The following is an 18,722-nucleotide window of genomic DNA, read 5'->3' as shown; positions in this document are numbered from 1 at the left end:
CGCAGGCAGGAAGAGTGTGGGCAATGGCCGTGGCAATCGGCGGGATCCTTCCAGCCAGCGTGATGGGCCAGGCAGCCCTGCCACCCGTTCCGGTCGTCCCCTCAATTGAGGAGCCAACTGTTGCGCCAGCTTCTCCCTCCCAAGGGGCGCCAGCCAATCCCGTGCTTCGGCCCCCTTCTCCTGCGCCAGCCCTGGGCCAGGATCTGCGCTATCTGGTGGGGCTGTTCATCAACGAGTCTTGGCAGGCGGGCAACCAGGCTGCTGCGGTCAACTACAACGACCTCTACACCCGCCTGTTGGCCCGCACCTACAGGGATCCCCGCCCGCCCATCGAAGTTGAGTATGAGCTAATTCGAGAGATCCTGCGCGAATATGGGGATCCCGCCGATCGCTTCTGGGATCCGCAAAGCTTTAGGGACTTGCTCAACCGCCCTCGTCCATCCCTCCAGGCGCGTCAGATTGGGCCGCGCCAGGTTTACCTGGCAGTGCCGGAGCTCACCCCTGCCACCGCCCAGCAGATCCGCCAAGCCCTCTACACCCAGGATTACAGCCAGGGCGTCGTCCTGGATCTGCGCGGCTCCATCGGCTACGACCCCCAGGTGGTAGCGGATGTGGCACGCCTATTTTTGCCCCGCTCCATGCAGCCGCTGCTGGTTACCGAAGACCGCTTTGGCCAGCCTACCCCCTGGAACAGTGAAAACTTGCCCCTCGCCGCCGGGATCCCGTTGGCCGTCCTTGTCGATGGCAACACCCGCCAGGGGGCTACCCTCCTGGCAGCCCAGCTGGGAGCTAGCGGCAGCACCGTTATTGTGGGACAGACCACCCAAGGCAGCGAGCGCCAGACCCGCTTCTTTGCCCTGCCTTCTGGCGCGGCAGTGGAACTGGCCGTAGCCACTTGGAAAACAGGCGATGGACGCCCCCTGGCCCAGGGTTTGGTGCCCCTGCAAAGGGTGGAGGGGGATGAGAATGCCTGGCTCAAGGCCGCCCTAGAAGCCCTGGCCCTGCCCCCCCGCCGCCCCAGCCCCCCGCCCCGCCCCACCGTCCTGGTTCAAGAGGGCCGCGTCGGTCGTTTTGTCCTGGGCATGGATACCCGCAACGTCGATACCCACCTTTTGGGCAACGTGGATCTAATCCCCGCCGAGTCGCGGGCCAACGTCTTCCAGCCCAACAGCGACCTGAAGATCTTCTACTTGCAAGACTACATCCTCTTTGCCTACCGCCGTCCGGGCGTTCTCAATAGCTTTTTTGCCGACCGCATCTACACCACCCACCCCGAAGCCATGACTGGCGAAGGGATCCGCATTGGCTCCACCTACTCGGAAGTGGTTGCTGTTTACGGCGGCCCCGGCGAAAACGGCTACAACGAGGTGGTGCCCTACCCCAAAGGCAGTCGGGAATACCTGCGGGAGGATCGCTACTACGTCAACTACGATGCCCTGGGCCTGTCCTTTGTCTTTGCGGTGGGCTCCAACCAAGTGACCGCCATCGGCCTGTTCAAGCCGGGGAGTTGAGGACGGAAAAGTTAATCGATTGTTAACCTTTTTGTCAAACACCCTCAACACCCCCCCGAGCAATGGGGTAAATTAGTGCAGCAACCCCGCAAAGGGGATTTTTTGTGCCGTTCACAGACTGTAGGAGAAGCTCTTGGCAAACGTTGTGGTTGTCGGTGCCCAGTGGGGCGACGAAGGAAAAGGTAAGATCACCGACCTCCTCAGTGAAAAGGCGCATGTGGTCGTCCGCTACCAAGGCGGGGTTAACGCAGGACATACCGTGGTGGTGGGGGGCCAAATCTTTAAGCTGCACCTGATCCCCTCCGGCATCCTCTACCCCGACAAGCGCTGCATCATCGCCAGTGGCACGGTGATCGACCCTGAGGTGTTGCTGGCCGAGATCGACCAACTGCACCAACTGGGGATCTCCACCCACAACCTCTACATCGCCGAAACCGCCCACGTGACCCTGCCCTACCATCGTGTCATCGACGTGGCCGAGGAAGAGCGGCGCGGCATCTATAGGCTGGGCACCACCGGGCGAGGCATTGGCCCCACCTACGCCGACAAGGCCGAGCGCATGGGCATCCGCGTCGTGGACTTGATGTATCCCGATCAACTGCGGGAGCGCCTCAGTTGGGCCATTCCCTACAAGAACGTTTTGCTGGAAAAAATCTACAACCTACCCCCTCTGGATCCTGAGCCAATCATCGAGCAATACCTGGCCTATGCGGAGCGGCTGCGCCCCTACGTCACCGACGCCGCCCTGCTCCTCACCCAGGCCATCGAAGAGCGGCAAAATATTCTCTTCGAGGGGGCACAGGGCACGCTGCTGGATCTCGACTACGGCACCTACCCCTATGTCACTTCCTCCCATCCTATTGCCGGTGGCGCTTGCGTTGGTGCCGGGATCGGCCCCACCAGCATCGACCGGGTAATTGGGGTAGCCAAGGCCTACACCACCCGCGTCGGCGAAGGCCCCTTCCCCACCGAACTCAAGGACGAGATTGGCGCTTACCTGGGGGCAGCGGGAGCCGAATTTGGCACCACCACCGGGCGGCAGCGGCGCTGCGGCTGGTTCGATGGCGTGATTGGGCGTTATGCCGTGCGGATCAACGGCCTCGACTGCCTGGCCATCACCAAATTGGATGTGCTGGACGGCCTAGACGAGATCAAGGTGTGCGTTGCCTATGAGTACCAGGGGCGCGAGATCCGTCACTTTCCCAGCGATGCCCGCGTCTTTGCCCAGTGCAAGCCCATTTATGAAACCCTGCCCGGCTGGAAGTGCTCCACCAAAGACTGCCGCTCCCTTGAGGACTTGCCTCCCGAAGCCTACGACTACCTGAAGTTTTTGGCCCAGTTGATGCAGGTACCGATTGCCATCGTCTCCCTGGGAGCCAGCCGCGACCAAACCATTATCGTGGAGGATCCCATCCATGGCCCCAAGCGCGCCTTGCTCTACCCCAACGGCAGCAGGCAGGTTCACGCCCTCATGCCGGACTAACAAGCGGAGAGAGAGGCAGTGGGCGGCACCTGCGGTCGCCTCCGCCGCCACCAAGGATCCGCTAAGCTCAAAGGTAAAGGTTGCTTGCGTTGTCTTCTGGTCTTGCCATGGCTGCTCCCACCTACTCCATCATCACTTTTGGCTGTCAAATGAACCGGGCCGACAGCGAGCGCATGGCCGGGATCCTGGAGTCACTGGGGTATGTGCCCGCCGAAGACGAGCTACAGGCAGACTTGGTTCTCTTCAATACCTGTACCATCCGCGACAACGCTGAGCAAAAGGTGTATTCCTACCTGGGCATCCAGGCGCAGCGCAAGCGGAAAAACCCCGCCATCAAGCTGATCGTGGCCGGCTGCGTGGCCCAGCAGGAGGGAGAGCGGCTGCTACGCCGCGTCCCAGAGCTCGACCTGGTCATGGGCCCCCAGTACGTCAACCGCCTGGGGGATCTGCTGGCCCAGGTGGAGGCTGGCAACCAGGTGGTGGCCACTGAGCCCATCGAGATCCCGGAAGACATCACCAAACCCCGCCGGGATAGCCGGGTGACGGCCTGGATCAACGTTATCTACGGCTGCAATGAGCGCTGTACTTACTGCATTGTGCCGCTGGTGCGGGGACGGGAGCAATCGCGCCAGCCGCAGGCCATCCGCGCCGAGATTGAGGAGGTGGCCGGGGCCGGCTATCGCGAGGTCACCTTGCTGGGGCAAAACATCGACGCCTACGGGCGGGATCTGGATCCCAAGACCAACCTGGCCAGCTTGCTGCGCTTTGTCCACTCGGTGGAAGGGATCGAGCGGATTCGCTTTGCCACCAGCCACCCGCGCTACTTCACTGAAGAGCTCATTGCCACCTGTGCCGAGCTGCCCAAGGTCTGCGAGCACTTCCACATCCCCTTCCAGGCGGGCAGTGACGAAGTCCTCAAGCGGATGCGGCGCGGCTACACCCAGGAGCGCTACCGCCAGCTCATCCAGCTCATCCGCCAGTACATGCCCGAGGCCACCATCAGCGCCGATGCCATCGTTGGCTTCCCCGGTGAAACGGAAGCCCAGTTTCAAGAAACCCTGCAACTGGTGCAGGATATCGGCTTTGATTTCCTCAATACTGCCGCCTACTCTCCCCGCCCGGGCACGCCAGCGGCGGAGTGGCCCGACCAAGTGCCGGAAGAGGAAAAGAGCGACCGCCTACAACGGCTCAACCGCTTGGTAGCGGAGGTGGCTGCCGCCCGCAGCGCCCGCCTGCTGGGCCAGGTGCAGGAGGTGCTGGTGGAAGGCCCCAACCCCAAAAACCCCCGCCAAGCGATGGGACGTACCCGCGGCAACCGCATCGTCTTCTTCGACGGCGATCCCGAGCCATTGCAGGGATCCCTGGTGCCAGTGCGCATCACTGCTACGCGGGCTTTCTCTCTTAGCGGCGAGATTGTCAGGGCAGGGGAAGGGAAACCCCAACCTGCAGAGCTGGAAGTTTGCGCCTAAGCCCACGACGAGGATTGAACTCGTGACCTCCCCCTTACCAAGGGGGTGCTCTGCCACTGAGCTACGTGGGCAGCGTGGTGGGCCGAGTTGGATTCGAACCAACGTAGGCGTAAGCCAGCGGATTTACAGTCCGCCCCCTTTAACCACTCGGGCATCGACCCACAGACGCTGGTTCCCTATAGTAGCAGAAAAAAGGATGTAAATGCCCAGGAGCAACCTCTGGGGGGTTGAGGGGATCTCTCCCCGGCCAAACTGGAGAGAAAACTTGGTAGGGTGGAAGGCAGTCTTCTAGCTTGCGACTATGGTTTCAACCCTCGGCACGCCCCCTTCTGTCAAATCCGTTTCTCCCAACCAGTCGCTGCAGCCGTTAACCAGCCGCGTCAACAGCCAGGGCCACCTGGAGATTGGCGGCTGTGACGTGGTGGAGTTGGTACGTCAGTTTGGCTCCCCCCTCTACATCCTGGACGAATGGACCCTGCGGCAGGCCTGCCGCCTCTATCGCGACACCTGGGCCCGCTGCTACCCTGGACAATCCCAAGTCTTGTATGCCACGAAAGCCTGGAACTGCTTGGCCATCTGTGCTTTGGCGCTGCAAGAAGGGCTGGGGCTAGACGTGGCCTCCGGCGGCGAGCTGTACACTGCCCTGCAAGCAGGGGCCAGGGGTGAGGAGCTCTACCTGCACGGCAACGCCAAGTCGGCAGAGGAGCTGGCCATGGCCCTGGAGGTGGGCTGCACCCTGGTGGCGGATAGCCTCTACGAGCTGCAGCAGGTAGCTGCTCTGGTCACCCCTGAACGACCCGCCCGCTTATTGGTGCGGGTTAACCCCGGCATTGACGTCCACACCCATGAGTACATCCGCACCGGCCAAACCGACAGCAAATTCGGCATTGGCCAGTGGCAACTGCCGGAGGTGTTTGATTTTCTGGCAGCCCATCCCCAACTGCACTGCGTCGGGCTCCACGCTCATATTGGGTCTCAGATTTTTGATCTGCAAGGACACCGCGACCTGGCGGGGGTACTGGCTCAGATCTGGCGGCAAGGGTTAGACAGAGGCCTGCCCCTCCAGGAGCTCAATGTGGGCGGCGGCCTGGGGATCCGCTATGTCGAATCCGACGATCCCCCGTCCATCCCAGAGTGGGTGGAAGCGGTAGCCACTGCCGTGCGGCAGAGTTTCACCGCCGCCGGGCTCCCCCTGCCCAAGGTGCTCTGCGAGCCTGGACGATCCGTGATTGGCCCGGCTGCTGTTACCGCTTATACCCTGGGGGGGCAAAAACGGATCCCGCCCAGCGAAGACCTTCCCGAAGGCCGCCTCTACGTCACCATCGACGGCGGCATGTCCGACAACCCCCGTCCTATCACCTATGGGGCCCGCTACACTGCCCTCTTGGCCAACCGCCCTGAAGCCGAGGCCACCCAGCGGGTAACAGTGGCCGGCAAACACTGCGAGTCGGGGGATGTGCTCTTGAAAGATGTGCTTTTGCCCAACCCAGCGCCTGGCGACGTCCTAGTTGTGTTGGCCACCGGGGCCTACAACTACAGCATGGCCTCCAATTACAACCGCTTCCCTCGGCCAGCGGCGGTGCTGGTCAACCAGGGTGAGGTCCAGTTGATCCTGCGGCGGGAAACTTATGCGGATTTGATCCGTCAGGACATCTTACCGGAGCGCTTGCAACGGTGAAGGGAAGAGATGGCTGCCTGTAACCGTTGCTGTTGAGGGGGGCTTGGTTTTTTCTGCAGCAGTGACCCCGCTGGCTCTCGGGCAGGAAAGACTGGAAGACAGGTAGGAGGTGAGTGGTAGGCTGGTCAGGGGGCCGCAGTCCAACAGGGGTTCCGGAACCAAAAGGTTCTGGGGCGCAGGATGGCGTAGGCAAAGGGTCCGCAACGAGGGGAGCGTGAACGGGGTTTTTCGGCATGCTGGCGGCCTTATGGGCTTGGCTACAGCAATTTAACGTTCTCAGCCTGTTGGACTGGGCTCTGGCCGTCTTGCTATTGGCTTTGGCCCTCTATTACACCCGCGAGAGCCGGGCCGGGGTGCTGGTGCGGGGATTTATGGTGCTCCTGGTGCTGTATCTGGCCACAGCCTCGCTGCCACTGGTGCACCTGATTTTGGATCGCCTGCTCCTTGCTGCGGCTATAGCGATGGGGGTACTCTTTCAGCCGGAGTTTCGGCGGCTCTTGGAGCAACTGGCAAAAGCCATCCGCATAGAGTGGGTAGATCCAGAAGGCAACAACGAGGACGACCCAGAGGAAGAGTTGGTGGAGGAGGTGGTGCAGGCGGTGCGAGAACTCTCTCAAAATCGGACAGGGGCGCTGATTGTGATCGAGCCAGATCAGCCAATCGACTCGCGGGTGTTCACCGATAAAGGAGTTCCTTTGCAGGCGCGGGTATCGCGGGAGCTCTTACAGACGATCTTCCAGACCTCGACGCTCCTGCACGATGGGGCTGTAATTATCCATCGGGATCGGATTCGCGCGGCAGGGGTGATCCTGCCGGTTTCGGAGCGAACTGCCTCTCGCCAACTAGGCACGAGGCACCGGGCGGCGATGGGGATCACAGAACAGGCCAATTGCTTGTGTATTGTGGTCTCAGAGGAGACGGGATCCATCTCACTGGCAGAAGGCGGACGCCTCGAGCGACCCCTGACCAGTGCCAAGCTACACGAACTGCTGGTGCAGCGGTTGCGTCATCCGCGTGAAGCCAAAAAACGGGATGCTCCCCTGCAGGGATTGTGGGCCCACCCGTGGATTCGCAATGGACCGTTGCGCTGGTGGGGATCCCTGCCAGATCTAGCCAAATTCCCTCGCAAACCTGAGAAAACCCTTCCCAAAGACTGATCCGCATGACCCTTTCTCCTGCCCATCTTCTGCAGTTGCCTGCCGACCTGGATCCGCAGTTGTTGCCCCGCCATGTGGCAGTGGTCATGGATGGCAACGGGCGGTGGGCGCAAAAGCGAGGCTTGCCCCGCAGTGTCGGGCATCAGCGCGGGGTAGCGGCTTTGAAGGAGTTGCTCCGCTGCTGTCACGATTGGGGGATCCCTCTCCTCACCGCCTACGCCTTCTCCACGGAGAACTGGGGCCGCGCCCGCGAGGAGGTGGATTTTCTCATGACCTTGTTCGAGCAGGTGCTGTGGCAGGAACTGGCGGAAATGGTGCAGCAGGGGGTGCGCATCCAGTTTGCCGGCCAGTTGTCGGCCCTGCCCCAGTCTTTGCAGGACACGATCCTGCATGCGGTGGAACGCACCCAGCACAACGAGGGCATTTGTCTGACGGTGGCCCTCAACTACGGCGGCAGACAGGAGATCCTGCAGGCTTGTCGCTCGATTGCCACCCTGGTGCAGCAGGGGCTTTTGCAACCGGATCAGATCGACGAAGCCCTCTTCTCCCAATTTCTCTACACCACTGGCCTCTCCGATCCCGACCTGTTGATCCGCACCAGCGGCGAGATGCGCATCAGCAACTTCCTGCTCTGGCAGATGGCCTACACCGAGCAGTACTTCACCCCCATCCTCTGGCCGGACTTCGACCGCGCCGCCTTTCACCAAGCCTTGCTCAGCTATCAGTCGCGGCAGCGGCGCTTCGGCAGATAAGACCTTGACGGATCCCTGCCTGCTTCAATCAAACCAGACCCTCACCCCCAACCCCTCTCCCTCAGGGAGAGGGGAGTTAGGGAACGACGTAACGAACCGTTTCGTTGCTGTTTGAAGTGGCTGTATCTCAAGCCGGCTTGGGACGACTTGAATGAACAGGCAGCACAAATGTATACCTGAAGCTCCCCAACTAGCGCAAAAAGCTGGTTATCAGCCACATCACCCCAAACGTGATCCCCACCAACAGGGCACCAGGGGCGTCGCCGCCGGTGAGGGGAAGGGCAATGCCGTAGGCCAACATCAGTCCTAGGCTCAGTCCTGCCAGCGCCAAGAGCAAAGCGCGAAGGAAGCGGCGCTCCTTGCGGTACAGGAAATAGATGCAGGTCATCAGCCCCAGCGCCAGTTGCAGGGAGGGATACTCATCAGGGGCCAAGACAACCCAACCCACCAGTCCTCCCAGCAACACGGCGGGCCAGAGCACATCCGGGGCAGAAGGGCTATCCAGCCAACGGCTAATCCAAGGGGGATTTTGGGCAGCAGGACGGGGCAAACTCAGTTCCGTCTCCAGACGGGCAGCCCGTTGTTCAGCATAGCGAATGCGGTCGGGGACAGCGATCTTGCCCTCCTTGCGCAGGCGCAGGCGCTGCATCAGGATGGCATCGTAGGCTTGTTCCACCCGCTCCTGCTGCTGTTCATCCGCACCCAAGCTGGCCAGGAGCCGTGCCCGTGCCGATTGGATCTCCTCAAAGGAGGCTTCTTCGCTGACCCCTAAGACCTGATACGGACTCATCTCAGCCATGACGACCAGCCCTGTAACTCTCTATCACCTTAACCCAGCCGCCAATTCAGCGGCAGGCGCTGACGGCAGGGGTTGGGTTGCCTGACCCTCAAGGGATCCAGCAGCAGAGCGGAGGAGAGCCTGCAGGGAGCGGGCCACCTGCTCAACCGCGGCTTGGGTGGTGGCCTTGCCCAGGCTGAGGCGGATAGATCCCAGGGCCTCGGCCTCGGAATAGCCCATGGCCAAAAGGATGCGGCTGGGGATCCGCTGGCCGCTGCTACAGGCAGAGCCGGCGCTGATGGCGATTCCCTGGCGGCTCATCTCCCTCACCAGCACGTGCCCCGGGATCGCGGCAGTGCAGTAGCTGAGGTGGTGGGGCAGGCGTTGCTCCAGATCCGAGGGGCCGGTCAGCCGCAAACCCGGCACAGAGGCCAGCAACTGGGCCAGCTGCCGTTGCAACTGCCGCAGGCGGGCCGTCTCCTGCTCCAGCTCTTGGGCTGCCAAAGCCGCCGCCACCCCTAGGCCGACAATGGCAGGGATCCCTTGGGTGCCGGCTCGCAGCCGCCGTTCTTGCCCGCCCCCCCGCAGCAGCGGTTGCAGCTCCACCCCTGGGCGCACATAGAGCGCCCCCACCCCCTGCGGCCCGTAAAGCTTATGCCCAGACAGGGAGAGCAGGTCCACAGGCAGTTGCGCCAGATCCAGGGGGATCCGCCCCACAGTCTGCACCGCGTCGGTGTGGAAGAGCACTCCTGCCTGGCGACAAAGGCGGCTCAGCTCGGCAATGGGCTGCAGGGATCCCACCTCATTCTGGCCGTGGATGATGGAGACCAGAGCGGTGTTGGGCTGCAACGCCTGGATCAAGGTTTGGGGATCCACCTGGCCGGCGGAGTTCACCGGCAGACGGGTTACCTCCCAGCCCTGGGCCTGCAACCAACAGGCGGCATTCTCCACCGAGGCGTGCTCGACGCTGGAGATGATGAGATGCTGGGGAGTGGAGTAGCGCTGCGCCACCCCAAACAGGGCCAGGTTGTTGGACTCCGTTCCGCCAGAGGTAAACAGCAGCGTCTCCGGCTCACAGTTGAGCAGCTCGGCCACCTGCTGCCGCGCCCGTTCCATGGCCATGGCCGCCCGTTCTCCCCACCCATGCAAGCTGGAGGGGTTGCCCCAACTCTCCTGCATCGCCAGCCCCATAGCCTCGATCACCTCAGGCCGAGGCGGAGTGGTGGCGCTGTGGTCAAAGTAAAGTGCGGGATCCAGAGGCGACATGCGAGCTTGACAACCCAGGACTCGATGTCCCCATCTTAGTGCCGGCGCGTTGGCAGTTCACACCCCTTGCCGCAGCCGTTCCAGCACCCCCAGGTCTTCGAGGGTGGAGGTATCGCCGCTGATGCCGGAGCCGGCAGCCAGTTGCCGCAGCAGGCGGCGCATGATCTTGCCAGAGCGGGTCTTGGGCAGCGCCTCGGTGAAGCGAATCTCGCTGGGGCGGGCGATGGCTCCGATCTCCTCGACCACATGTTGCATCAGTGCTTGGCGCAGCGCTTCGCCCGGCTCGTAGCCCTCCGCCAAGATGACAAAAGCCACGATCGCCTCTCCCTTGATCTCGTCCGGTCGCCCCACCACCGCTGCCTCCGCCACAGCTGGGTGAGAGACCAGCGCCGATTCCAATTCCATCGTGCCCAGACGGTGGCCGGCAACATTGATGACATCGTCCACCCGGCCCATCACCCAAAAGTAGCCATCTTCATCCCGGCGGGCGCCGTCCCCGGCAAAGTAGAAGTACTGCCCATCCTTGGGCGGGATCCGCTCCCAGTAACTGGAGCGGAACCGCTGCGGATCTTTGTAAAGGGTGCGCATCATGCCCGGCCAGGGACGGCGGATCACCAGATAACCCCCTTCTGGGGCCGGGTTCCCTTCCATGTCGACCACATCTGCCGCAATGCCCGGGAAAGGGCGGGTGGCGGATCCCGGCTTGGTGGGTGTAACTCCCGGCAGAGGCGAGATCATAATGCCGCCGGTTTCGGTCTGCCACCAGGTATCCACAATCGGGCAGCGCCCACTGCCGATGACGGTGTAGTACCACATCCAGGCTTCCGGGTTGATCGGCTCGCCCACGGTGCCCAACAGCCGCAGCGAGGAGAGGTCATGCCGGCGGGGCAGGGCGTCGCCACTTTTCATAAAAGCCCGGATTGCCGTGGGGGCGGTGTAGAAAATCGAGATGCGGTGGCGGGCGATCAGCTCCCAGAAACAATCGGGTTTAGCAGGTCGGGGCGCCCCCTCGTACATAAACACCGTCGCACCATTGGAGAGGGGGCCATAGACGATGTAGCTGTGGCCCGTGATCCAGCCAACATCGGCAGTACACCAGTAGATGTCTTCTTCTTGCAAATCGAAGATCCACTGACAGGTGACGTGAGTGTAGAGGTTGTAGCCGCCGCTGGTGTGGACAACGCCTTTGGGCTTGCCGGTGGTGCCGGAGGTGTAGAGGATAAACAGCATCGCCTCCGCGTCCATAGGCTCGGCGGGGCAGGCTTCTTCTAGGCTGGGGGCCAGCTCATGCCACCAGATATCTCGATCCGGGATCATCGACACAGCTTGTCCTGTCCGCTGCACCACCAGGACTTTTTCGACGCTGGGCACCCCTTCCGCCAGCGCCAAGTCCACTTGGGGCTTGAGGGGGACGATGGCATCTTTGCGCCAGCCCCCATCGGCGGTAATGACGACTTTGGCTTCCGCATCCCGCAGCCGCTCCTTGAGGGCCTCGGCGCTGAACCCGCCGAACACCACCGTATGGGCTGCCCCGATCCGCGCACAGGCCAGCATGGCCATGACGGCCTCCGGGATCATCGGCATGTAGATCCCCACCCGATCCCCTTTTTGAATGCCCAGAAACTTGAGGCCGTTGGCCCAGCGGCAGACCTCGCGGTGGAGCTGCTCGTAGGTCAGGGTGCGGGTGTCCCCCGGCTCCCCCTCCCAGATGAGGGCGGGCTTGTGGCGGCGGCCATTGTCCAAATGGCGATCCAGGCAGTTGTAGCTGAGGTTGAGCTGCCCCCCCACAAACCACTGCGCCTGGGGCGGATCCCAGTGCAACACCTGCTGCCAAGGCTGAAACCAGTGCAATTCCTGCTGTGCCAGCCGCTCCCAAAACCCCAAGGGATCCGCTTCCGCCTCTTGGCAAATCTGTTGGTAGCGCTCAGGGGTGATGCGAGCCCGCTGCACAAACGAGGGAGGCGGCGGGAAAAGGCGTTTTTCCTGCAGAATCGACTCCAGGGCCGGTTGAGACATGGCGACAAGACCGGTACAGACAAAGGGATCCCAACCGCGCCGCGGCTCCCTACAAGGGACGACGGGAGGGAGGTGGGAATAGGATACCTACCCCAGCAGGGGTAGAGCAAGGGAGCGATCCCCATTGCCAGGGGTGGTCAATTTCATACTGAATCGATTGCAGCCATTCAAATTACAGCCTTTTCGGACTTCATGGGAGTTCTGCAGACGAGCGGGATCCCTGTCGAGCGAAGAACAGATGGGTACTGGCCTGGGTCAGTGCCGCTAGAAAAAGAGGGAGAGGAGAACTCTTGAAATTACTTGAAAAAGGTGGTGCGTTGGCGGTGCATCACCACCGATTCCACCAGGCCGATGGCCAGAAAGTTGGTCAACAGAGCCGAGCGGCCATAGCTCAAAAAAGGCAAGGGCAGGCCGGTGATGGGGGCCAAGCCAATCGTCATACCGATATTGACTACCGCCTGAAAGAGGATCATCGCCAACACCCCGATGGCAATGAGAGACCCGAAATTGTCCTTGGCTCCTTGGGCAATCCAGATCAGCCGCGCACACAGAATCCAAAACAGGATCAGCACCGTCAGGGTGCCGACAAAGCCCATCTCTTCCCCAATGGCCGAGAAAATGAAATCGGTGTGCTGCTCGGGGATAAAGTCCAGTTGGGTTTGGGTGCCCTGCTGGATGCCACGGCCCCAGAGCCCACCGGCGCCGATGGCGATGCGGGATTGAATCAGGTGGTAGCCGGATCCCCAGGGCTCTTGCATGGGATCGATAAAAATCTCCAGCCGCCGCCGCTGGTAGGGCTTGAGGATGTGCCAGGCCACCTGGCCCAGATGCCCGGAGAGCAGGTTGATCACTCCAAAGGTCATCGCTCCTGTCCACCGCCAAGGCAGCCGCCAAGCTGCTAGGCTCGCCATGCCCAGGCACCAGATCAGCCAGACCCAGAGCATCCAGCTCAACTCCGGGCGGGTGTGCAGGCCGTAGAGAATGGCCCCCACCCCCGGCGACAGCAGCAGGAGGATCCAACTGCCCTTGGCCCCGGCCCAGTAGAGCATGACCAGCAAGATCACCACAAACACCAGGGCGGTGCCCAAGTTGGGCTGCAGGAAGATCAAAACCCAAGGAGGAGCGACGACGGCAACAGCCACCCAGATTTGGCTGAAGTATTTGATTGGCCAGTGGTGCAAAATGGCCGCCAGGGTGATGATGACCCCCAACTTGGCAAACTCGGAAGGCTGTACCTGGACGCCGGCAATGGAGATCCACCGCTCTGCCCCTCCTCCCGCCGTGCCGAAAAAGAGCACTGCAATCAAGCCCGCCAAAGTCAGGCCATAGGTGAACCAATGCCAGCGCAGCAGCCGCTCGTAGGGGATCCGCGCCACCATCGCCAAAAACACCAGGCTGATCCCGGCCATGATCAACTGCTGCAGCCAGTAGTGGCTGATGGGACGCTCCCAGACAGCGCTGCGGATGGCGATGATGCCGATGCCCGTCAAGGCCAGCACCGTGGCCAGCAAAATGCCGTCGAACTCCCGCCAAGGCAACAGGATTTGCTGCAGGAGCTGTTTCCACCTTGACTGGGGGGGCACTTTCGGATCAGCGCTGGACAGGAAGAGGGCCATATCTGATGGAGCGACGCCGGCACCAGTTTATCTCTATTCCCAGCCCTGCAGTTGCTCTAGCCAGGCAGAGAGCCGGGATCCCACCTGTTCTCGGCGCTGCTCAAAATTGGCTGCTGCCCAAATCAAGAGCACCCCCAGCAAGATCCCCATCCCCCACAACAGGATTGGGTCAGTGGTTACCCACAGCCACCCCTGCCGCAAGACGCCCAGGCCAAAGCCCAGGGTGCCCGCCCACAGGTAGGCCCGCACCCGCAGCGCCAAACCCAGTACCCCCAAAGCCAAGCCCAGCCCCACCGGCCAAAACCCCGCCCCCAGTTGCCCGTGGGTTTCGATCAAAGTCACCAACACCAATAGACCCGACGAGAAGGCCCGCAGCCGGTGCCGACTCTCTCGAGCACCAGCCTGTTGCAGTCCGGGATCCACCTGGGCCACATAGAGCAGGGATCCCACCAGAGGCAGGGCATAGAGGGTCAGGGAAGCCCAATCCTGCTGCCAGCCGTAATTCCACAGGATCCAGTTGCTCAAAAACAAGCTGATGTAGCCCAGGCGCACCTGGGAGCGCCAGATGGCCAAGAAAGCGTAGTAGGCTGCCCCCAGCAACAAATTGCTGTTGTTGTCGCCGCCCGCCGTCACCACCAGGGCCAGCAACGGCGCCACCAAGGCCGTATTTGACCAGGGATCCGCCGGCCAGCCCCACCGTTGCCAGGGCAGAAAGTAATAGAGGAGTCCCAGCCCACAGAGCAGGGATCCGGCCCATTGCTCCACCCTCAAGCTGGGGAAGCCCAGCCACATACTACCCAGGCAGATGCCGACTCCCTGCCAAGCGCTGAGGTGGCACCAGGCCGTTGGCAGCCAGCCCGGCTCTGTCGGGGATCCCGGCGTCGATCTTCTCCCCTGGGCGGCGGCATAGGCCGCCAGGCCGGATCCCGTCAGCACCCAGAGGAGCCGCCCCCACCGGCTGAGGCGAAGATCGAAAAGCGCAGGCCAAAGGACGAGGTTGGCCAGGGCCCAGTTGGCCGAGGCCATCCAGCGCAGCCAAGCTCTTTTAAGCTGCAGGGTCGCCACCAGCCAAGGGGGGCAAAGGCGGTAGACCACTGCCAGGAGCCATCCCAGCAACGCGGTCAGCACCAGTCCATCTCCCCAGGATCCCCCTGTCTGCTGGCTCAGGAAGTGAATCCAGCTCTCGTAGGCAGCCAGTGACATCCCGCAGGCCCCCAGGATCCCCTTCCAGTTGACAGGAGGGTCTTCTTCCGTTCGCGTAAGTGGGACGGAGTCCCCACCTTGCTCTTGTGCCCCTGGGATCCCCTGCCCCAGGCCCAACAACACGATGGCCAGGCCTAAGCTGCCCACGCCCGTCAGCTCGCTCCACTGGGCATGGGATCCCAGCCAACCCAGCCCGGCATAGATCAGCGGCCCTGTCTTCCAGCAACTCAGGGTCTGGACTCGCTGCAGGAGCTCTCCCCCGCCGGGGAACAGGAGTTTCTCCGGCCCTATCCAGAAGAGGATCCCCAAGCCCAGGTTGAGGACGGCCCACAGAGGCAGGACGGGACGGGATCCCTGCACAACCCAGAGCAGGATGCCGGTCGCCCCCAGCTCCAAAGCCCAGATCAGCCCGTAGGCGATCCCTTCCACCACCGCCCAGGAAACCGAGCCGGTGGCAGAGTCCGTCCCGTCGGCGCCAACGACCGCCGAGCCACCCCTTGAGAGAGCCACCCCCAGCCGCAGGCCGAGCGCCACCAGGGCCACCCCAGCCGCCAAGGGCAGAGCGCCGGGGAACATGGGCTGCTTGCCGACGGAAATGGGGAGCCGAGAAGGATCCGCCAGGGCCGCCGTTGTCGCCACTGTGAGGGCAAAGAGGAGCACCAACCCCAACAGCAGGCCCCAGCCATCCAGGGCCGGTCGGTAAGCGGCTTGTAGGCGAGAAGAGAGGCGCAAAATTCCGTAGCGACAGCCGCTCAAGAGCAACCCCAGCACCGCCAAGGCCAGCAGCCACTCCGCTTCCGTGAGCGTCGGCAATAGCCGGCTGATTCCCACCAGGCCGATCCCTACACCAAAGGCCACTGCCAGCAGTGCTTCTGGAGTAGGAGAACTGGGAGAGGGAGAAGCCCACAGCCACACCTGAGTTGCCAGCAGCAGCACTCCCAGCCCTAGCCCGAGCAGATCCAGGCCCGGCCTGCCGAGGGTGAGCCCCTGGGCCATCACCAGGGAAAGCACCGCCAGAAGGCGCAGGGATCCCCGCGCCGGAATCCCTTGTCGCCAAGAAAAAGATCCCCCTTGCTCCGGGATCTGCAACCAGCGAGGCATAAACGCCAGGGGCGGCCAGGCCCACACCTGCGCCGCCGTCAAAACCGAGGGCACCGCCAGCCACAGCCAGCCAATGGACTCCGTGCCCTGCGCCAAAAACACAAAGTAGCTGGATCCCAGCAGCACCAGCCCCATCCCTTCGGCGCTCTGCTGCCACAGCCGCACCGGCAGTCCCCCAAAATGTCCTGAGGCTGCCAACAACCGCCCGCCCAGCGCCACCCGCCCCGTCCATTCCAGCAAGCCCAGCAGCAGCAAGATGGCCCCCCAACTGGACAGGCTCCAATCAGGCCAAAGCCAGCGGATCCCGGCCAGAAGCGCCCCCAGCCCATAGGCATGGGTCAGAAATACCCACCCAGCGCCAACCCTGGACTTCTGCCGCAGCCACCAGGCCAGGATGCCAGTACTCAACAGCAAATGCCAAAAGCAAATCGCCGGCTGGGGAAAGCTCAAAAGCAAGAGGGATCCGCCCAGCCCCAACACCAAGCGCTCCGTCGGTTCTGCCAGCGCCGCAAAACCCGCCTCCTCGCCTTCCCGAGGTCTCTGCTGCCAGCGGGCCGCCAGCCCCAGCCACAGCACCTCATAGGGCAACAGCACCAGCCCCAGCAGCCCCCAAACAGAGTCGAGGGGCTGCAACCCACCCGTTAACAGCGCCAGCACGCTCTCCCGCCAGCTTGCCGGCCACACCTGCCAAAAGGCCCAGGCAGTTTCCAGACCCAGCAAAAACAGCAGCGCCAACTCCACCCTCTGCTGACGTTGGCTCAGTCGCCTCGCTAAGAAGCGGATTCCCAGCAGGCTGATGGCCAACACCTGCCAGGCGTTCTTCCCCCAGTCGCTGGCCGCCAGCAGCCAGCCCAAAATCAACAGCACCCCGCTCCACAAGGGCCGCCCCACCTGAGCCGGCTCGTAGTCCTCAGCCGGGCTTTGGGGCAGCCAACCCAAGAGGGCCACCGCCAACCCCAACTGCGACACCTGCACCTGCCCTGAGAGCAGCCCCCGCAAGATCAACAAGGAGCCAGCCGCCCCGATGAGCCACAGCCGGGATCCCCGCAATTCCAGCGAGCGGCGGCTCCAGGTGTAAATCACGGTGCTGAGGATCCCCAAGTAGAGGATCCCAAGGACAAGGGTGGGACGAGACTCCGGCGGCCCTAGGCTCCAGAAGAGGTGTAAACCAGAAAGAGATAAGAAGTTCACCAACGTTCCGTAGAAAGCAGAACCCGCCCCCAGGAAGTCGGCCCGTCGCCAGGCTCCCCACGGGATCCCTATGAGTAACCCCAAAGCAACAGCTCGGATCCCCCACGGGATCCCCAGCCCGTCCAGCGCCCACATGTTGATCGGCAGCAGCAGCAAAGCAACAGCCTCTAAAGTTTGGCTTGTCAGACGCAGCCCGTCCTGCCGCTGCGCCCACCTCGCTCCCACCCCAAACGCCGCCGTATAAGCCAAGAGCACCCCGTACTGAGCTGCCGGGGAAAACTCTTGCCAGCGGCTGGCCGCCAGCACCCCCGAAGAGACCACCACCAAAAACAGGCCCAGGAGCAGCAGCCAAGCTACGCTCAGCTCAGACAGCAAGTTGCGCAACAACACAGCTATCCCCGGGGGAGAGGAGAGCTCCCTGGTTTCGGCTGGCGGCTCTTCCCCCGCCACGACAACCCCAGAGCCGGCCAAGCCAGCATTTCTTTCCCGCACCATCTGCGGGATCCAGATCAAATCGAGGAGCTGGCCGATCCCCAGCAGCCCAAAAGTCAGCAGCCAGAGCAGCCCTGTGCGCCAGCGACCCAGATAGAAGCGGTGCAGACCGCAAAGGCCGAACAAACCTAAAATCCAGAGCACGTAGGCCGAGCCCAGACTGGCTGGGATCCCCCCGCCGACAGAAGTGGCTCCTGGCGCCGATTCCGCTTCCAGCCGATACTGCTCCACCAGATGGCGAAAGTGCTCCGGCGTCAGCAAACCCAGCTCCAGCAAGGCTTGCAACCCCCGCAAAACCTGCTGCCGGGATCCCGAAACGGTGAAGTTGAACGAGTAAGAGCGGGACTGCTCGGCTCTCTCAGGTGGAATGTTATCCTGGGATCCCATGGCCGGATTCGTTGAGCAAAAAGGCTTGGGGCCACTGCTACTCTAAGCCTTGCTCTGTTGGATTGCTATGCTCTTCACAAATGCTCCAGCAAAGCGTGGGTGCTGGGCAGGACGGGGAGAGTCATCAACTGCCCCAGCCGCGAAACGGTGAGCTCCGCCGCCGGCATGGGTTCCGAGACCTGTCCGCTGCTGAACACCAGGACTTGGTTGCTGTACGGCAAGATCTCGTCCAAATCCGCCGAGGCAAAAACAATAGCCGTCCCTGCTTGGGCGCGTTCCAGCAATTGACTCCAGACCCACAGCGCCGACTCAATGTCCAACCCGCGCGTTGGCTGTTCCATCAGCAACAGGGTCAGGGTTGACACTCCCACCGACTAAAGTTGGGGGATCCTTACGCAGTCCACAGACGGACTCGCAAAGGCGCTGTCAAGACGCCCCTAGACAGTTCCTTGAGACAGAGCCTCAAGGTTCTGCTTACTTGTTGACTTACAGCCCTGTCTGGGTCTTTCACCGGGGTAGGTGCTTGCTTAGCGGCAGTTGTAGCAATGAACTACCCCACCGCGTAGGCGGGTGGGGTTTCCTCACCCGCTTGACAGCAGAGCTTTTGTCTCTTCTTCTGCCC

Annotated in this window: 12 protein-coding genes and 2 tRNA genes; 6 read left to right on the top strand and 8 right to left on the bottom strand. The window is 62.5% G+C overall.

The window, feature by feature from the left end; translation table 11 throughout:
- Positions 1-23 precede the first annotated feature (23 nt).
- From NW841_RS04445 to miaB, 3 genes are all read left to right on the top strand, one after another.
- Complete coding sequence (locus NW841_RS04445; RefSeq protein ID WP_414385563.1) at positions 24-1,511, top strand: S41 family peptidase; 1,488 nt, start codon at positions 24-26, stop codon at positions 1,509-1,511.
- A 133-nt stretch (positions 1,512-1,644) separates the two neighbouring features.
- On the top strand, positions 1,645-2,994 hold the full coding sequence (locus NW841_RS04440) for an adenylosuccinate synthase (RefSeq protein ID WP_414364798.1): 1,350 nt from the start codon (positions 1,645-1,647) through the stop codon (positions 2,992-2,994).
- A gap of 107 nt (positions 2,995-3,101) precedes the next feature.
- The gene (miaB, locus tag NW841_RS04435) at positions 3,102-4,463 is read left to right on the top strand and encodes a tRNA (N6-isopentenyl adenosine(37)-C2)-methylthiotransferase MiaB (RefSeq protein ID WP_414372474.1); all 1,362 of its coding nucleotides are present in this window, start codon (positions 3,102-3,104) and stop codon (positions 4,461-4,463) included.
- Here miaB and NW841_RS04430 read toward each other — a convergent pair.
- Positions 4,463-4,534, bottom strand: a tRNA-Thr gene (locus NW841_RS04430). The genes miaB and NW841_RS04430 overlap by 1 nt on opposite strands.
- 4 nt (positions 4,535-4,538) lie before the next feature.
- Positions 4,539-4,624: transfer RNA gene (locus tag NW841_RS04425), tRNA-Tyr, on the bottom strand.
- Positions 4,625-4,764: 140 nt separating this feature from the next.
- On the opposite strand from NW841_RS04425, the gene lysA reads away from it, so the two are divergent.
- The 3 genes from lysA to NW841_RS04410 all read left to right on the top strand — a co-directional run bounded on the left by lysA (position 4,765) and on the right by NW841_RS04410 (position 8,050).
- The gene (gene lysA / locus NW841_RS04420) at positions 4,765-6,141 is read left to right on the top strand and encodes a diaminopimelate decarboxylase (RefSeq protein WP_414385561.1); all 1,377 of its coding nucleotides are present in this window, start codon (positions 4,765-4,767) and stop codon (positions 6,139-6,141) included.
- Between the two features lie 233 nt (positions 6,142-6,374).
- Complete coding sequence (gene cdaA / locus NW841_RS04415) at positions 6,375-7,298, top strand: diadenylate cyclase CdaA (RefSeq protein ID WP_414385559.1); 924 nt, start codon at positions 6,375-6,377, stop codon at positions 7,296-7,298.
- Positions 7,299-7,303: 5 nt separating this feature from the next.
- The gene (locus NW841_RS04410; RefSeq protein ID WP_414364804.1) at positions 7,304-8,050 is read left to right on the top strand and encodes an isoprenyl transferase; all 747 of its coding nucleotides are present in this window, start codon (positions 7,304-7,306) and stop codon (positions 8,048-8,050) included.
- A gap of 190 nt (positions 8,051-8,240) precedes the next feature.
- Here NW841_RS04410 and NW841_RS04405 read toward each other — a convergent pair whose 3' ends face one another.
- The 6 genes from NW841_RS04405 to NW841_RS04380 all read right to left on the bottom strand — a co-directional run bounded on the left by NW841_RS04405 (position 8,241) and on the right by NW841_RS04380 (position 18,465).
- The gene (locus tag NW841_RS04405; protein ID WP_414364806.1) at positions 8,241-8,840 is read right to left on the bottom strand and encodes a CPP1-like family protein; all 600 of its coding nucleotides are present in this window, start codon (positions 8,838-8,840) and stop codon (positions 8,241-8,243) included.
- A 33-nt stretch (positions 8,841-8,873) separates the two neighbouring features.
- On the bottom strand, positions 8,874-10,094 hold the full coding sequence (locus tag NW841_RS04400) for a cysteine desulfurase family protein (protein WP_414385558.1): 1,221 nt from the start codon (positions 10,092-10,094) through the stop codon (positions 8,874-8,876).
- 57 nt (positions 10,095-10,151) lie between these two features.
- A complete protein-coding gene (gene acs / locus NW841_RS04395; protein WP_414378420.1) occupies positions 10,152-12,110 on the bottom strand; it encodes an acetate--CoA ligase in 1,959 nt (652 codons plus the stop codon).
- 296 nt (positions 12,111-12,406) lie between these two features.
- On the bottom strand, positions 12,407-13,726 hold the full coding sequence (gene rodA / locus NW841_RS04390) for a rod shape-determining protein RodA (RefSeq protein WP_414364812.1): 1,320 nt from the start codon (positions 13,724-13,726) through the stop codon (positions 12,407-12,409).
- A gap of 33 nt (positions 13,727-13,759) precedes the next feature.
- Positions 13,760-18,100, bottom strand: a complete 4,341-nt coding sequence (locus NW841_RS04385) for an NINE protein (RefSeq protein WP_414385555.1) — start codon at positions 18,098-18,100, stop codon at positions 13,760-13,762.
- Positions 18,101-18,174: 74 nt separating this feature from the next.
- A complete protein-coding gene (locus NW841_RS04380; protein WP_414378739.1) occupies positions 18,175-18,465 on the bottom strand; it encodes a hypothetical protein in 291 nt (96 codons plus the stop codon).
- Positions 18,466-18,722: the final 257 nt, after the last annotated feature.

The sequence above is a fragment of the Synechococcus sp. H60.3 genome (assembly GCF_047462295.1).
In the GTDB taxonomy this organism is placed as follows: Bacteria; Cyanobacteriota; Cyanobacteriia; order Thermostichales; family Thermostichaceae; genus Thermostichus.
The sequence above is the reverse complement of the archived record's forward strand: the minus strand, read 5'-3'. Positions and strand labels throughout refer to the sequence as shown.